This is a genomic window from Oceanisphaera submarina, from assembly GCF_046521305.1.
GTDB classification, from domain to species: domain Bacteria; phylum Pseudomonadota; class Gammaproteobacteria; order Enterobacterales; family Aeromonadaceae; genus Oceanimonas; species Oceanimonas submarina.
On sequence record NZ_JBKGFN010000010.1, the window covers coordinates 146,105 to 161,369 of the forward strand.

Below are 15,265 nucleotides of genomic sequence, written 5' to 3' on the forward strand. Positions count from 1 at the left end.
GATTTATCCACGCGCTGTTAACTCCGCTTTAAGTAACGCTTCCCTTACCTGTTCCTGCCCCGAAGCGTCCAGGGGGATCAAGGGCAAACGCGGCATTGAGGTGTCGATGAGCCCGAGTTCGGCACAAGCCCACTTCACCGGTATGGGATTGGTATCACAAAACAAATGCTGATGCAGTGGCAACAGGCGCCGGTTGATCACTTCTGCCTGCGCCCAGTCGCCGGCCAGCGCCGCCCGAAACAGCCCGGCCATCTCGGCGGCCGCCGCGTTGGCGGTCACCGAGATAACGCCATGGCCACCCAGACGGACAAAGTCGAGCGCCAGATGATCATCACCACTGAACAACAGAAAATCGTCACCGCAACAACGCTTGAGTTCGCTGACCCGATCGAGACATCCGCTGGCATCCTTGATGCCGATAACCGGCTCGAGCTCCGCCAGTCGCCCTGCGGTTTCCGGCAGCAAATCGCAGCCGGTACGGCCGGGCACATTGTAGAGGAGCTGCGGCAAATCGCAGGCATCGGTGATGGCCCTGTAGTGGGCCAGCAGACCGGTCTGAGAGGGTTTGTTGTAATAGGGCGTGACCGACAGGCCCGCCGCCGCCCCCATCTCTGCCATCGCCTGGCTCAGACGAATGGCCTGACGGGTGTTGTTGGACCCACAGCCGCCGATCACCGGAATACGAGCGTCCGCATATTCAATCACTCGCCGCACCACATCAAGATGCTCGTCGGTGCTCAGGGTGGGCGACTCGCCGGTGGTGCCCATGGCGGCAATTGCCGCCGTACCGCTGGCCACATGATAATCGACCAGCCGCTTCAGGCTGCCGATATCGACTTCGCCCGCCACCGTCATTGGCGTGATCAGTGCCACTATGCTACCGCTGAACATAGTAAATTCCGTTAAGTATCAAGTCCGGCTATGGTAGTGGCGGCCCCTTCGGAATACAAGAGAGGCGCTGGAGCCCCTTGCAATTTGTGCTACTATGGCGCCCCTCTTAACAGACCTTTCGGATAGCCAGATGACGCATCATCTTGTGGTCACCGCCATCGGTGAAAACAGAGCCGGCATCGTGAACGAAGTGGCACGCCAGGTCACCGATTGCGGCTGCAATATCGTCGACAGCCGCCTCGGCATCTTCGGCAACGAGTTCACCTTTATCCTGTTGCTGTCCGGCAGCTGGAACCAGATAACCCGGCTCGAGACCACACTGCCACTGTTCGGCCAGAGCCAGGCGCTGATCACCATGATGAAGCGCACCCAGGTGCTGAGCCAGCCGAGCTATGCCCTGAGCGCCGATGTAGAACTGGTGGTGACCGACCGGCCCGGCATCGTCAATCGCTGCACCCAGTTTTTCAGCGACTGCGGCTGGGATATTCAGGCCATGCAGAGCCAGACCCTGGCCGGCAGAGAGTCCGGCAAGTTTCAGGCGCATTTTCAGCTTAATCTGCCCGAGCAACTGACCGACGGTGAAGCCGAAGACACCGTCATTCGCTTATGTCGCGAGCTGGAATGCGAGCGACACAGCCTTCGTCTCAAACGCAAATAATCTCACGGAGTCCGTCGATGACCTATTTACCCGCTGGAAACCCCGCCCCCTCTTTTACCCTGCACGATCAGAACGACAAGCCGGTCAGTCTGGCCGACTTCAGCGGCAAGAAAGTCCTGGTGTATTTTTATCCCAAGGCGATGACGCCGGGCTGCAAGGTACAGGCCTGCGGCCTGCGCGACAGCCGGGCCGAACTTGCCGAACGCAATGTGGTGGTGCTGGGCATCAGCCCGGACCCTGTGGCCCGACTGAAGAAATTTGAAGAAAAAGACGCGCTGAACTTTACCCTCTTGTCGGATGAAGATCACGCCGTGGCCGACGCCTTCGGGGTCTGGGGTCTGAAGAAGTTCATGGGCAAGGAATACGACGGCATTCATCGCATCAGCTTTCTGATTGACGAGTCCGGCACCGTAACCAAGGTGTTCGACAAGTTCAAGACCAAGGATCACCATCGGGTGGTGATGGATTACCTGAACGGCTAATCTCCAACCTCATCCAATCAACCGACCGGCACATGACAAGGATGTACTTGAAGCGTGTCGGAGGAGGCAACCCTGTTGCTTCTTTAAACCCGGCGAAACAGTCTATGTCAGGACGGCTTGTTGAACCGTCCCACCAGCCAGAAACCGGCCAGCATGGCGGCGATGAAAAGCCCGGCCTGCCATTGCAGGCTGGCACCCAGCGCCAGGGCAGGCCCCGGGCAGATGCCCGTCAGCCCCCAACCGATACCGAACAGTAGAGCCCCCACTACCAGTCGTTTGTCGATGAGCGGCGCCGGCACCCTGGGCAGCTTGGTGCCCAGAGCGCACTGGCTGCGACCTTGCCGACACCACAGCCAGTAGCCGGGGGCAAACACCGCCAGCGCCCCGCCCATCACCAGCGCCAGGCTGGGATCCCAGTCGCCGAACAGGTTGAGAAACCCCTGCACCTTGGCCGGATCGATCAAGCCGGAAATCACCAGCCCAAGTCCAAACAATCCACCCGATATCAACGCAATCAGTATCAACATGCTTATGCTCCCACTCCCATCAGGGTCACGGTCATGATACCGGCGGCCATGAATATCAACGTCGCCACCAGGGACCGCCTCGACAGTCGGCCCATGCCGCAGATGCCATGGCCGCTGGTGCAGCCGTTACCGAGCCGGGCACCGATGCCGACCAACAAGCCGGCCAGTATCAGCCTGGCAGCGGGAAAACGCTCCAGTGACGGAGCCGTCACCCAATCCGATCCGAACAAGAGAAAGGGCATCAGTACCAGCCCGGCCACGAAGGCAAGGCGCCAGCCTTTATCCGGCTGACCGCCGATACCGGCCACGATACCGCTAATGCCGGCGGTACGGCCGCCGGCCAGCAGTAACAGCAGGGCACCGGCGCCGATCAGCACTCCTCCAGACAAAGCCGTCCAGGGGGTGACGTTCACTATGGTCATCAGGCCACTCCATTTAAATTAGACACTACTAATGATATAAGAAACCAATTCATTAGCAATGCCTAATATTTTGGTGTTACCTATTTGTGCTCCGTTATTTACATCGCCCTGCTCTGCCGTCAAGATGAGTGCCATTCGGCAAGCGTGTACTCACAAGGAACATCAGCACCATGCAGTTGCCAGCAGTAAGCCGTCCACGGCATCATCTTTGTTTTTTCAGGCTGGATCCGCAGTTTTATCTCACGCCGCTGACGGCACTTCCCGCCGATGATATTCGCCTGCCCGATGCCAAGCGATCGCTGCTCAGCCAGATTGATGATAACGACCGTCGCCAGCTGGAACGGCAGTCTGCAACAGGAAGTGCTTTCCGTATTGGTCTGACCATAGAAGGCCGACGCTGGCTATGCCATCTGGCCCCGATCGAAAACAGCCACTGGCTGCTCAGTGCCGAGATGGGTCAGACCCGGCATGACGATGGGCTGGGCCTGATGGAATGGCAGCTTCAGCAATGCTGGGATAAAGAGCCCTTGTCACTGGCGGCCCAGATGCCGATGCTGATGGACATCCTTATCGGCCGGCAGGAGGCCGACCGGGTGATATTGTGGCGTTACTATCCGACAGAAGAAGTGCTGCGCCCCTTGTACAGTCAAGGGCTGCCCTTTTCGCTGCAGCCGGTCAAGGCCGAACGCCGTTACCTGCGTACCCTGCAACAACGAGGAGGCTTGAGTTACAGCCATTGTAGCCAGCAACCCCTGCTCGGCGCCTTTGCTTATCTGTCAGAAGACGGCATCCAGCACCGGCTCGATATTCCCCTGATGATCGACAAGACGATAGTAGGGCTGCTCAGCCTGGAATGCCGTCGGCAGCGGTCGCCGGTCACGCCGTCGGACATGCAGTTTGTCTCGGTGATTGCCGCCCGCCTGGCTGCATTAATCTCCGCACCCGCCGAGCCAGAGCCCGTATCAGAGATCAATATCGGCCACCTGACCCCGGTGTTGTCGCGTCATACCGGACAAGACTTTTTCAACCAGCTGATGCAACAGCTGGCCACCCTGTGCGGGGCCGATATCGCCCTGGTGGGACTGCAGCATTACCGGCAGGACAAGGTACGGGTACTGTCCTGCTATATGGACGACCGGCTGCAGCCACCGTTCAGCTATCAGCTGGCCGGTGGCCCCTGTCATTTCAGTATCGAGCCGACGCGAAAAATCTGCGTTTATCACAACCGTGTCGCCGAGCAGTTTCCTGCCGATCTGATGCTGCAGGAAAAAGGCATACAGGCCTATATCGGCTTGTCGATAAAAGGCCCGGATCGGCATCCCATCGGTATATTGGCCTTGTTGTTCAAACAACCGCAGACCCAGGCCGTCGCCCTGCAGAACCTGCTGGAGCAACTGGAAAACAGAGTAAGAGACGAGTTATTACGCCGGCGGGATCAGGAAGCATTAATGGTGGCGGCGGCGGCCTTCGATGCCCAGGAAGGGCTGTTTATCACCGACAGTCAAATGCAGATCCAGCGCGCCAACCGGGCATTTTCCCACCTCAGCGGTTATGAATGCGAACAGCTGACCGGCCGTCAGGCCCTGAGCCTGAGGGTCGAAGACCCTGATAGCCCCACGGTAGAAACCATATTTCATGCCATGGGACAGCAGCATCAATGGCAAGGGGAACAGCGTCTGCTGCGTGCCGATGGTCGGGAAATACCTGTCAGTATCCGCATCAGTCAGGTAAGGGATGGCCTGGGCATCATGCATTATGTGTGCTGTGTAGAAGATCTCTCCGGGCAGAAGGCCGATAAGGAACGCATCGAGAAAATGGCCTATTTTGATGAACTGACCGGGCTACACAATCGCCGTTCCATGATGGAGCATATCGCCGACACCGTCACCCGGGCAGAGCAGAATGACAGCCGGGGCGCCCTGCTGCTGCTCGACCTCGATGATTTCAAGAACATCAACGATTCGCTCGGTTATGCTACCGGTGACAGCCTGCTGCAACAGGTGGCCGAGCGACTAACCGCCTTTGCCAGGCAAGTGGAAGGTGCCAGCCTGGCACGAATTGCCAGTGACGAATTTGTTTTGCTGTGCCCGGATCTGGGTCATGGTTATACCCAGGCGAAGACCCAGGCCAAACAGCTGGCCCGCGGCCTGCGCGAACAGTTTTTACTGCCGTTCCGTCTCGCCAACCTGCGTCTGCATCTGAGTGCCAGTGTCGGCATCAGCCTGTTTCCGGTAGCTGGGCTCGGGCTGGAAGAGTATATGCGCCAGGCCGACACCGCTAATCATATCGCCAAGCACGTGGCCCCCGGCAGTCATGTGTTTTTCAGCCAGGAAATGGCCGACGAGGTACAGGAGCGGTTAAGCATTTCAAACGCCCTGCAACAGGCGCTGACCAACCATGAACTGGAGCTGTATTTCCAACCCCAGCAACGGGTAAAAGACAATCGGCCGCAGGGTCTCGAGGTACTGCTGCGCTGGCTGCCGCCGGGCAAGAAACCCATCTCTCCCGGTATATTTATCCCGGTGGCGGAAGAAACCTCGCTTATCTGCGATATCGGTGACTGGGTGTTGCAACAGACGTGTGACCGCATTCAGTACTGGCAAGAGCAGGGACACCAGACAGGCCGGGTCTCGGTCAACATCAGTGCCCGCCACTTTCATAGCGTGGATTTTGTCTCCCGGCTATCACTCTTGTTGCAGCAGTTTCCGGCCTGCCGCCACCGGCTGACACTGGAAATGACCGAAGGAGTGATACTGGAAAGCCTGCATGAAAGCCGTAGCCGCATGGCACAAATAAAGGCGCTGGGGGTGGGCTTGTCCATCGACGACTTCGGCACCGGCTATTCTTCCTTCGCCTATCTCAGGGAGCTACCGGTAGATGAACTGAAGCTGGATCGCGCTTTTATTCAATACATAGATCAGCGACCACAAGACAGGGCCATCATCGCCTGTCTGCTGGAGCTGGCCCGCACACTGCAAATGAGCGTGGTGGCAGAAGGGGTCGAAACCGAATCGCAACTGGCTACCCTGGCCGAGCTGAACTGCCCGGCCTATCAGGGGTATCTGCGGGCCAGACCCATGCCGGAAGCCGAGTTACTGCGCTGGCTGGCAGAGCAGTAACGACACCGCCCTTCAGCAGCTGTCATCTCCGCGAAGGCGGAGATCCATGGCATGTCGCACCGGATCCCCGCCCCCGCGGGAATGACAACAAAGGCCCTTGAGGCTGATCAGCACTCCGGAGCCCTTATGATTATCCTCATCTTGTGCCGGCGGCTGTTACTTCAACACCGCCTTGATGGCCGCCTCGGCGCAGGCCTGATCCAGATGGCCGCCCGGGGCACCACCGATACCGATACCGCCCACCAGCTGATCGCCGATACGCACCGGCAGCCCGCCGCCCAGCATCAAAATATCCGGATGCATATCCCGCAATCCGGCCAGGTTCGGTTTTTCGGCGATGAGGTTAGCATATTCGGCGGTAGACTTGCCCAGAGAAGCAGCGGTATAGGCTTTCTTGCGCGCACTTTCTATGGTGTGCGGCCCCGCCAGCTCATCACGAGCCAGCGCCTTGAGCACGCCGGAACGGTCTACCACCGCCACCGTTACGTGGTAACCGTCTTTGGCACATTGCTTGAGGCCTTCGGTCACCAGCTGCTGGGCGGTGTCGGTACTGAGCACAGTGGTGTTGACGGTCTGCGCCTGAATCCCCAGGCTGGCCAGGGCCAGTAACGCCAGATATTTTTTCATCATTTTTCTCTCCGTGGTAAATGTCCCGGTCACTATAGCCATTCCCCTGTGCCGCTGCATTGCCGTTTCATTACAGAATGAAAGCGGGGCAGGCAGGCCCCCGCGTCACTGTTACAATATCGGCTTATCAATGAATGACGAGAAGCACCAATGGAACTGTTGCTGGTGGAAGACGACGCCAAAATTGCCGATTTTATCCATCGCGGGCTGGCTGAGCAGGGCTACCGGATACGGCATTGTATTCGGGCGGAAGAAGCGGCGCTGGCGGCTCGGGAGCAGGCCCCCGCCCTCGCCATCGTCGATATCATGCTGCCCGGCCAGGACGGCCTCAGCCTGGTGCAGCAATGGCGCGGCCAGGGCATGAGCTTTCCCATCCTGATGCTGAGTGCCCGCCGCTCGGTAGATGACCGGGTACAGGGACTGCGCCTGGGGGGAGACGACTACCTGACCAAACCCTTTGCCTTCAGCGAGCTGCTGGCCCGGGTCGAGGTGCTGCTGCGCCGCAGCAGCACGCCCCCGCATCCACCGGAACACCCCCTGCAACTGGCCGACCTGACCCTGGACCCGCTGGGCAAGCAGGCCAGCCGTGCCGGCCAACGGCTTCAGCTGCAACCACGGGAATATGTGTTGCTGGAATTGTTGCTGCGTCATCAGGGCCGGGTGCTGTCTCGCAGCCAGATCCTGGAGCAGGTATGGGACTACCGTTTCGATCCCCAGACCAACGTTGTCGATGTGCTGATCTGCCGCTTGCGCAACAAGATCGACAAGGGTCACTCACAAAAACTGCTGCATACCCTGCGAGGAGTCGGCTATGTCCTGCGTATCGACTGAACCCCGTTTCGCCACCGGCTGGATCCTCACCCTCTGGTATCTGCTGCTGATGACCCTGGTTACCGGTGGCCTGCTGCTGGCCGGAGATCAGCTGCTGGGCAAGCGCCTGCTGGAGAAAGACCAACAGCTGGTGAGCACCCTGATGGACAATTATCACAGAGTCGGACAGGACGCCGGCCCCGACAAATTGCTGCATGTATTGCACCGGGATCGGGAGTTTCTGCAGCTCAGTCACTATCGGCTGCGCTTCGACGCCCCCGACGGCCGCCGATTGTTTGTGGCGGGCTCGCCGCTGCCCGAACAGCGTGTTGGGCTGCTGGACGATGGCAGCTGGAGCCAACAGATGGTTATCGGCGACCACCGGCTGCACATTGCACTTGATGCCGGGCCACGGCAGCAGGATCTGGCCCGCTACCGGCTGACCATGCTGCAACTGATACTGCCCATGCTGCTGTTCAGCCTGCTGCTGGTGGCCTGGCTGACCCACAGCACACTGCGGCCTATTCAGGGCCTGATCCTGCGCGTGGCCGGCCTGCAGCGCGACGGGCTGGAACAGCCTGTGCCGCTTACCGCCTCTCCCCGCAGCGAGCTGGGTCGGCTGACCCTGTTGTTCAACCAGCAGATGAGCCGGATTCATCGGCTGGTTTGCGGCCTGCGCCACGCGCTGGACAGTGCCGCCCACGACCTGCGTACTCCCCTCACCCGCCAACGGCTCAGCCTGGAGCAGGCGCTGTCGACCGACGATACCGCTCAGTGGCGGGAAAGCCTGCTCGACTGCGCCGAAGAAAACCAGCGCATGGAGGCCCTGCTCGGCTATCTGCTGGCCATTACCGCCGCCGAGCAGGGGCTGGATCCCGCCCACGAAAGCGACTGCGAACTGGATGACATTCTGCGGGATACGGTCGATCTCTACGACATGGCCGCCGAAGACAAGAACGTACAACTGACCACCGACATCGACCGCGATCTTCGGCTGCGGGGCGATGCCCAGGCCCTGCGCCAGGCCTTCGCCAACCTGCTCGACAATGCACTCAAATACACGCCGGCGGGGGGCAATATCCGGCTGCAGGCACGGCGGCAAGGGGCCGATATTCGGGTCCGGATTATCGACTCGGGCATCGGCATCGACCCGGCCGATCTGCCCCATGTGTTCGAACGGCTGTACCGGGCCGACAACAGCCGGCAGAGCCCCGGCCATGGTTTGGGGTTGACACTGGTCAAGGCGATACTCGACAACCACCGCGCCCGCATCACCGTCGAGTCGGACCGGCGCGGCGCCCGCATCGAATGCCGTTTTCCGGGCAGTTGATACTGCCCCATGAACATTCGTTTTTTGTGATTACCATATCAATCCCTTTGTCCTCCTTGAGGTTCCGGCGTGACCTGTTGGCGCCGTCTGCGGGAGAGTCGGTGTTCAAGAAGAATCGTCAATATGATCAAATGCTTAATGGAATTGGTGTTACCTCGAAAAGCATCGAGTGATAGAATGCAAACATCTCAACATCAGCAGGATAAGTAATGAAATTTTTCATTTTGGCGGTCGTCATTCTGGTCGTGGGCTTTTACATCATCAGAAATTCAAATCATAAAAAGGCGGCGGTTGAAAACATCGCGGCAGCAAACGAGTTTTTAGCCCAAAACAAAACCAACGATGATGTACAGGAAACCGCCTCCGGCCTGCAGTATCAGATATTAACCAAAGGCGAAGGCACGGTTCACCCCGGCGCCAGCTCCACGGTCACAGTACATTATCACGGCACCTTACTGGACGGCACCGTATTCGACAGTTCTGTGGATCGTGGCGAGCCGATCAGCTTCCCTCTGAACCGAGTGATAAGAGGATGGACCGAAGGAGTACAACTGATGGTAGTGGGTGACAAGTTCAAATTTTTCATCCCCTCCAAACTGGCCTACGGCAACAGCCCGGCCGGGGCCATAAAACCGGGTTCCTTGCTGATTTTTGAAGTAGAGCTTTTGGAAATTCAATAATTGAATAGCATCCCCTCTCGGTAATGCGCAAGCATTGACGAGAACAGCGATCCACTCCACACAACAAAAATGCCCTGCTCGCTGTACGACTAGCGTAATAGTAAAGGGCATATGACCCCTCGACTTTGTTAGTTCGAGGGGTCTACTAAAACGGGGGAACTACAATTGATGTTCACCCGATAAAACGGACACGTTATTGTTAAGCAGCTTTTTCGTACTGTATCGGAGATACATAATCGAGACTACTGTGCAGCCGCACCCTGTTGTAATAATGCCGGATGTAATAATCCACCTGCTTTCTCAACGATTCGAGTGAACCGAAGTAGCTGCCATGGATAAGCTCGGCTTTTAATGTCTTGAAGAACGATTCCACTTCCGCATTATCGGTACATCTACCTGGCCGGTTCATACTGTGGCGAATGCCATATCTGGTCAACCAGCGCTGCATCACCAAGGCGCGGAACTCTATGCCCCGGTCGGTATGCAGCAGTAACCCAGGTCGTGGTTTTCTCTGTTTCAGCGCCCGATATAACGCCGTAGTCGACAATCGAGCGTTAAGTCTGTCACTCAGTGCCCAGCCCACGATTTTACGTGACCACAAATCAACTATCACCGCCAGAAAGACATGGCGGCGGCCCAGACGGATGTAGGTGACGTCACTTGACCATTGCTGATTGGGCCCCGTCGGTTTGCTTTCCTCCAATCGGTAGTTGGGCAGCACCTTCAGCTCTGCCCGACGTTTGTGCATGCGTCGATAAACACATTCCACTCTGGCCTTGAGTCCGGCTTCCCGCATCAGTCGTGCCACGCGCTTACCCCCAACACGAATGCCTTCCTGGCGGAGGGCTCTGTGAACTTTGGGGCTGCCATAACGTGACTTTGAGGCCGCGTGAATACGATGGATATCAAGCAATAGCGCATCATCCTGTTGCTGCCGCTGGCTTGGCTGTCGCTTGAGCCAGTCATAGTACCCACTGCGCGACACCTTGAGCCTGGTGCAAAGCTGCCTGACCGGCAATGATGCCTGATGATGCTTTATGAATCGGTACTTTTGCGCCGTTCCTCCGCCTGGAAACGTTGCCACTTTTTTAGAATATCGTTCTCCATCTCAAGCTCGGCGACCCGCCGTTTCAGGCGCTTCAGCTCATCCTGCTCTTGCAGCTTCCCTTCGGGCACCGGGGTTTTACGATGTATGGTCATGCCGAATTTTCCTTCTCGATACTCCTTGCGCCAACGAGACAACATGAAGGGATGGATGTCCAGTGCTTCGGCAACTTCCTTCACACTCCGGTGTTCTTCATGGCTCCAGAGGACGGCTTTTATCTTGAAGTCGTTGCTGTACTGCTGGGTTCGCTTTCCTGTTTTGTAAGCTGGCATGGCTCACCTTTCTACGTTATCGAGGTGTGTCCGTTAAAGCGGGTGAGATCCAAATCCCTCTTGAACAATTTGTTATGTGAAAAGACTTACAGATGCTTCAACATCCAAACATCACAACCACCATGTTCACTTCCAGCAAGAGGCTTGTCTAAATGTTGAAAACCAATAGACTCGTACAACAAAATAGCTGAATTCATAACCTGAAGTGTATCAAGATAACAACTTTTAAAGTCTTGACTTTGTGCAAAATCAAGGCATTTCTCTGTTAACTTTCGGCCAATACCTAAGCCTCTGCTATCTGGTAGTAAAAATAACTTTTTCAATTCACAGACTTCATAGCTATCGTTGAAAGGTGCAATACCACAGCCACCTACAACGACATCATCGATTTTCGCGACAAAGTACATGCTTTTTGAGCGTTTGTTATAAAATTTACTCATTGTCAAAACTTCATCGTCTGAAGGACCAAAACCTTCACCAATTGCACCGTACTCGACGCCGACATCTTTTATTATTTGGCAAATAGCTTGATCATCTGTTTGCTGGATTTCTTCGATAATAAATTTCACACACTACTCCAAATTACTTATGTCTTAATTGCTACAAGTGTTGCTCTTTTCACATAACGCCGCCAACTAGCGAATCCCCTCATAATTCTCTTCTGAATCAGAGAGGTAGACGCGCATCCTGCCGTTTGATCTAATGAATTTCGCCAAAAACACATTAGTTCTCAACGTCCCGATGAGGAGAGTGCAGGATGCGCGATGTTCATATCCTACAAGAATTGCTGGCACAACAGTGCCCTGAAATTCATAAAAAGCGACTGACCTCACTCATGGTGGCCACCTCAGCCTTGCTGGAGGGAGACACACTGTCGCTGACCGCACTGGGTCGCAGCATTAATGGTGCCGTATCAGCTAAACATTCCATCAAGCGGATCGACCGCCTGCTGGGAAACCCTCATCTGCACCGCGAACGGTTGGCGCTGTATCGCTGGCATGCAAGAAACCTGTGCGGGCTCAACCCCATGCCGGTCATCCTTATCGATTGGTCTGATGTTCGTGAGCAACTCCGGCATATGACGCTCAGGGCAGCCATCGTACTCAAAGGCCGTTCCATCACGCTCTATGAGCGCGCATTTGCCTGGGAAGATGACAACTCGCCGCGCAGTCACAACCGTTTTTTGCGTGAGCTGGCCAGCATCCTGCCCTCGGGGGCCACACCTTTACTGGTCACCGACGCAGGCTATCGCAATACCTGGTTTCGCGAAGTGGCTTCCTACGGCTGGTACTGGCTGGGACGAGTGCGCGGTGATGTGGCTTTTACTCCAGCCGATCAGGAGCAGTGGCGCTCAAACAAAACCCTGTATTCAGATGCCAACCAAACACCCCGTTATATCGGGCCAGCAAAGCTGGCCAGAAAATCTCCCATTCGCTGCGACCTGTACTTGTATAAAAGCGATGCCAAGGGGCGTAAAGATCGGCGCACTGCTCGCTCGGGCAACAAGCACACGGCACAAAGAGAATATCTCAAAGGCAGCAAAGAGCCCTGGCTGCTGGCGACCAACCTTCCGTCAGCGCTGTTCAGTGCGGCACAGGTGGTGAGGTTTTACGCCCGGCGGATGCAGATAGAAGAATCATTCCGGGATCTGAAAAGTCCTCAGTACGGATTTGGTCTTCGGCACAGCCGAACCCGCTGTCCACGGCGCTACGATATCCTGCTGCTCATCGCCTTGCTGGCTGAAATCATCCTGTGGTGGTTCGGTCTTGCCGCTCAGCAGGCGGGTTGGCAGCGTCACTTTCAAGCCAACACCATTCGTCACAGGGCCGTGCTGTCATCGGTCCGGCTCGGTAAAGAAATCCGAAGGCGGCCAAACTATCGTATCACCGAGCAGATGCTGTACTGGGCCAGACTGGAGTTAATGCGCCTGGCTCATCACGCGGGGATCAGCTAATTATGAGGGGATCCTCCAGCGCCGCGTTAAGGGGCAGCAACGCGCCACCACCAAACTTCAATTTACCACCGTAAACACAACTGCCAAAATTTGAGCCAAAGTCGCCACGCGTTGACTGTCCCTCTTGAACGCTTTGTTAGGTGTTTTTTTCACCAAAACTGCCACCATTTTTTAGGTTCAAATGGTCCTGCTGCTTGTGAAGTTTCGAGTTTTGGCGAGCCAGGTTCAGAATTTAGCATTTCTGCAATCATAGCTTCAAAAGCTGGTGTACTAACTTGTTGCAACGTAACCAGAGCTCGCTTTACATTTGGTTCGATCGTGTCTGCGTTAAAGCCGTTGGCTACAGCCTCTTCCATACACCAGTGTTCAAGCTTTGGCGTATTAAAGGAGAGCCTGACACTATTTGAATTTTCACGATCAACCCAAAAGTAAATGGCTGGATAATCTCCTTTGGGCAACGAAGCTACTCCATCGAATTCACCGATATATTCGGGAACTGATTGATCTTCTTTATTCATCCTATTGTGTAAGAGCGGGAATAAATCAACGTGTTCCATGCACTAATCCTTTCCTATGACACCTAACATCTATGGACGCCCCGCTTTGTGCAAGCAAAAATCTGAGTGACATAAAGGTATTGCAGCCATCTATCCGGATTTTTACGAGGTATCTACCTCTATCCCTGATGAATTCCGCTGATCGGATGCTAATCATTTTAGCGTTCTCTACACGAACGATGTTAGGAACAGCGTGCTCCGATCACGGTTCTACCTGTTTGTCATCATTGAGTCTTGCCTACGCAAACGACAGAGCGTTTCTATCATTTTATCCAATAGCTGGTTCCATATAACGCTGCCCTTTATTCAACAACGCCCATGCAATCCGTGCTAATTTATTCGCCATGGCTACAATGACGACATTCCTGTTCGCACGTGTCGATAACTCATGTAACCAGTTGCTGACAGCATTTCTCTTCGTACCTATATGTCTCAATACTGCTCGTGCACCATGAATCAACATCCTGCGTAAATACCCATCACCACGCTTACTGATACCTCTCAGTACCGTCTTCCCGCCACTGGAATGCTGTTTTGGCACCAAGCCTAACCAGACTGAGAGCTGACGGCCATTTTTGAATGCGAGTGCATTACCTACGGAAGCAACCAGTGCTGAAGCCGTTAAACGCCCTATACCAGGCACTTCCAGCAAACGCTTGCAGGCTTCATTCTGCTTTACGTGCTCATCGATTTCGTTGTCTAGTTCCGCGATACAAGATTCCAGTTCAGCCCATCGAGCTCTCATTCGCTGTATGTGGCGCTGCATCAGCACCGGCAACAGTACCTCATCAATGCCATAGCTATCACAAAACCATTGTTTAAGCCGTGCGGGGCCGGAAGGTACGGCTATTCCGAATTCACCTAAGGTTGCACGCAAACGGTTAATCAATGCCGTACGGTCTTTCATTAAGCCATCGCGTTCTCGATGGATCAGCAGGATGCTCTGTTGTTCAGGGCTCTTCAGCTCCACGAAGCGCATATGCGGCCGAGATGTTGCCTCACAAATAGCTTCTGCATCTGCCGCATCATTCTTGTTGGTTTTCACATAAGGCTTTACGTATTGGGGAGGAATGAGCTTCACTTCATGTCCGTAAGAAGCTATCACGCGCCCCCAGTAATGTGAGCTGCTACATGCTTCCATGCCCACAATACAAGCTGGTAACTGTGCGAAGAAGGCTGAAACTTGCGCCCTGCGTAATGACTTTCTTAAGATACAATGCCCACGTTTATCGACGGCATGCACCTGAAAGATGTTTTTGGCAAGGTCCAAACCGATCATTGATACCCGTTCCATGATTCATCCTCCACCTGATGACAACCAACTAGCAGTATAGGAGGGCGTCCATTTCATTATTTTTATTAGATGGGGCGATGATGAACAACCCTCCGCACGTGTTTCTCGCTTGCGCCTGGAACAGGCCATATCTCAAACCGACATCAGGGCAACATTGAAAGCTGCTCATTCACGGTGTTCCATAACTGCTCCATGCTTCTGTGCGATCCATAACAGCGGCCAACAAACGATGCGAGAACGCGATTCGGAGATGTGCAACACTATGCCGTGTATGAGTGCCGAAGACCATGTCTGATCCGCCCCAGCGCGACTCGTAAGAAAACAAACCACGAACGACTCGGCGACCGCTTATCTAACACCCCGCTCACCTGCATATGCTATGGAGAGCGTTTTCGTTTAAAAATGGAACGTAGCGAAAGACACAAAAAAAGGCGTAGCAGTATGTGTCAGCGTGCAGCGGCTTGTTATGTGCTTTTGATATATTGTAGTGGTCAACTAATCCCGGACAATAAATTAGACCGATTCTCGGCCTGAACT

16 protein-coding genes are annotated in these 15,265 nt (G+C 55.3%); 7 read left to right on the forward strand and 9 right to left on the reverse strand.

Annotated features, from left to right (window positions below; all coding sequences use genetic code 11):
- Nucleotides 1-3: 3 nt before the first annotated feature.
- A complete protein-coding gene (gene dapA / locus ACLEIV_RS11330; RefSeq protein WP_410456750.1) occupies nucleotides 4-891 on the reverse strand; it encodes a 4-hydroxy-tetrahydrodipicolinate synthase in 888 nt (295 codons plus the stop codon).
- A 130-nt stretch (nucleotides 892-1,021) separates the two neighbouring features.
- Here dapA and ACLEIV_RS11335 point away from each other — a divergent pair, with 130 nt between their 5' ends.
- Nucleotides 1,022-1,549, forward strand: coding sequence for a glycine cleavage system transcriptional repressor (locus ACLEIV_RS11335; protein WP_410456751.1), 528 nt, complete (start codon nucleotides 1,022-1,024; stop codon nucleotides 1,547-1,549).
- A gap of 17 nt (nucleotides 1,550-1,566) precedes the next feature.
- Complete coding sequence (gene bcp / locus ACLEIV_RS11340) at nucleotides 1,567-2,031, forward strand: thioredoxin-dependent thiol peroxidase (RefSeq protein ID WP_410456752.1); 465 nt, start codon at nucleotides 1,567-1,569, stop codon at nucleotides 2,029-2,031.
- A 107-nt stretch (nucleotides 2,032-2,138) separates the two neighbouring features.
- On the opposite strand, the gene ACLEIV_RS11345 is transcribed toward bcp, so the two are convergent.
- Both ACLEIV_RS11345 and ACLEIV_RS11350 read right to left on the reverse strand, forming a co-directional pair.
- Complete coding sequence (locus ACLEIV_RS11345) at nucleotides 2,139-2,558, reverse strand: DUF6691 family protein (protein ID WP_410456753.1); 420 nt, start codon at nucleotides 2,556-2,558, stop codon at nucleotides 2,139-2,141.
- Nucleotides 2,559-2,560: 2 nt separating this feature from the next.
- Nucleotides 2,561-2,980, reverse strand: a complete 420-nt coding sequence (locus tag ACLEIV_RS11350; RefSeq protein WP_410456754.1) for a YeeE/YedE family protein — start codon at nucleotides 2,978-2,980, stop codon at nucleotides 2,561-2,563.
- A gap of 170 nt (nucleotides 2,981-3,150) precedes the next feature.
- Here ACLEIV_RS11350 and ACLEIV_RS11355 point away from each other — a divergent pair, with 170 nt between their 5' ends.
- Complete coding sequence (locus tag ACLEIV_RS11355; RefSeq protein ID WP_410456755.1) at nucleotides 3,151-6,099, forward strand: bifunctional diguanylate cyclase/phosphodiesterase; 2,949 nt, start codon at nucleotides 3,151-3,153, stop codon at nucleotides 6,097-6,099.
- A gap of 156 nt (nucleotides 6,100-6,255) precedes the next feature.
- On the opposite strand, the gene ACLEIV_RS11360 is transcribed toward ACLEIV_RS11355, so the two are convergent.
- Nucleotides 6,256-6,729, reverse strand: coding sequence for a GlcG/HbpS family heme-binding protein (locus tag ACLEIV_RS11360; RefSeq protein ID WP_410456756.1), 474 nt, complete (start codon nucleotides 6,727-6,729; stop codon nucleotides 6,256-6,258).
- 147 nt (nucleotides 6,730-6,876) lie between these two features.
- Between ACLEIV_RS11360 and ACLEIV_RS11365 the strand changes: the two genes are divergently transcribed.
- The 3 genes from ACLEIV_RS11365 (at nucleotide 6,877) to ACLEIV_RS11375 (ending at nucleotide 9,546) form a co-directional block, all read left to right on the forward strand.
- Nucleotides 6,877-7,557, forward strand: coding sequence for a winged helix-turn-helix domain-containing protein (locus ACLEIV_RS11365; protein ID WP_410456757.1), 681 nt, complete (start codon nucleotides 6,877-6,879; stop codon nucleotides 7,555-7,557).
- Complete coding sequence (locus tag ACLEIV_RS11370) at nucleotides 7,538-8,866, forward strand: sensor histidine kinase (protein WP_410456758.1); 1,329 nt, start codon at nucleotides 7,538-7,540, stop codon at nucleotides 8,864-8,866. Before ACLEIV_RS11365 ends, ACLEIV_RS11370 begins: the two co-directional genes overlap by 20 nt.
- A 209-nt stretch (nucleotides 8,867-9,075) precedes the next feature.
- Nucleotides 9,076-9,546 carry a BamJ family beta-barrel-assembly machinery protein gene (locus ACLEIV_RS11375; protein ID WP_410456759.1) on the forward strand — a complete coding sequence of 157 codons (471 nt, stop codon included), beginning with the start codon at nucleotides 9,076-9,078 and terminating at the stop codon, nucleotides 9,544-9,546.
- A 199-nt stretch (nucleotides 9,547-9,745) separates the two neighbouring features.
- Here the strand turns inward: ACLEIV_RS11375 and ACLEIV_RS11380 are convergent, their stop codons facing one another.
- The 3 genes from ACLEIV_RS11380 to ACLEIV_RS11390 form a co-directional block, all read right to left on the reverse strand.
- Nucleotides 9,746-10,630: an IS3 family transposase gene (locus tag ACLEIV_RS11380; RefSeq protein WP_410456760.1), complete on the reverse strand. Its 885-nt coding sequence runs from the start codon at nucleotides 10,628-10,630 to the stop codon at nucleotides 9,746-9,748.
- Nucleotides 10,582-10,923 (reverse strand): transposase, encoded by a 342-nt coding sequence (locus tag ACLEIV_RS11385; protein WP_410456761.1) that lies wholly within the window; start codon nucleotides 10,921-10,923, stop codon nucleotides 10,582-10,584. The genes ACLEIV_RS11380 and ACLEIV_RS11385 overlap by 49 nt, the downstream gene beginning before the upstream one ends.
- An 86-nt stretch (nucleotides 10,924-11,009) precedes the next feature.
- Entirely contained in the window at nucleotides 11,010-11,492 is a 483-nt protein-coding gene (locus tag ACLEIV_RS11390; protein WP_410456762.1) for a GNAT family N-acetyltransferase, read from the reverse strand.
- A gap of 188 nt (nucleotides 11,493-11,680) precedes the next feature.
- Between ACLEIV_RS11390 and ACLEIV_RS11395 the strand changes: the two genes are divergently transcribed.
- A complete protein-coding gene (locus ACLEIV_RS11395; RefSeq protein ID WP_410456763.1) occupies nucleotides 11,681-12,877 on the forward strand; it encodes an IS4 family transposase in 1,197 nt (398 codons plus the stop codon).
- 149 nt (nucleotides 12,878-13,026) lie between these two features.
- On the opposite strand, the gene ACLEIV_RS11400 is transcribed toward ACLEIV_RS11395, so the two are convergent.
- The gene (locus ACLEIV_RS11400; RefSeq protein WP_410456764.1) at nucleotides 13,027-13,434 is read right to left on the reverse strand and encodes a hypothetical protein; all 408 of its coding nucleotides are present in this window, start codon (nucleotides 13,432-13,434) and stop codon (nucleotides 13,027-13,029) included.
- Between the two features lie 268 nt (nucleotides 13,435-13,702).
- On the reverse strand, nucleotides 13,703-14,728 hold the full coding sequence (locus ACLEIV_RS11405; protein ID WP_410456765.1) for an IS110 family RNA-guided transposase: 1,026 nt from the start codon (nucleotides 14,726-14,728) through the stop codon (nucleotides 13,703-13,705).
- Nucleotides 14,729-15,265 lie beyond the last annotated feature (537 nt).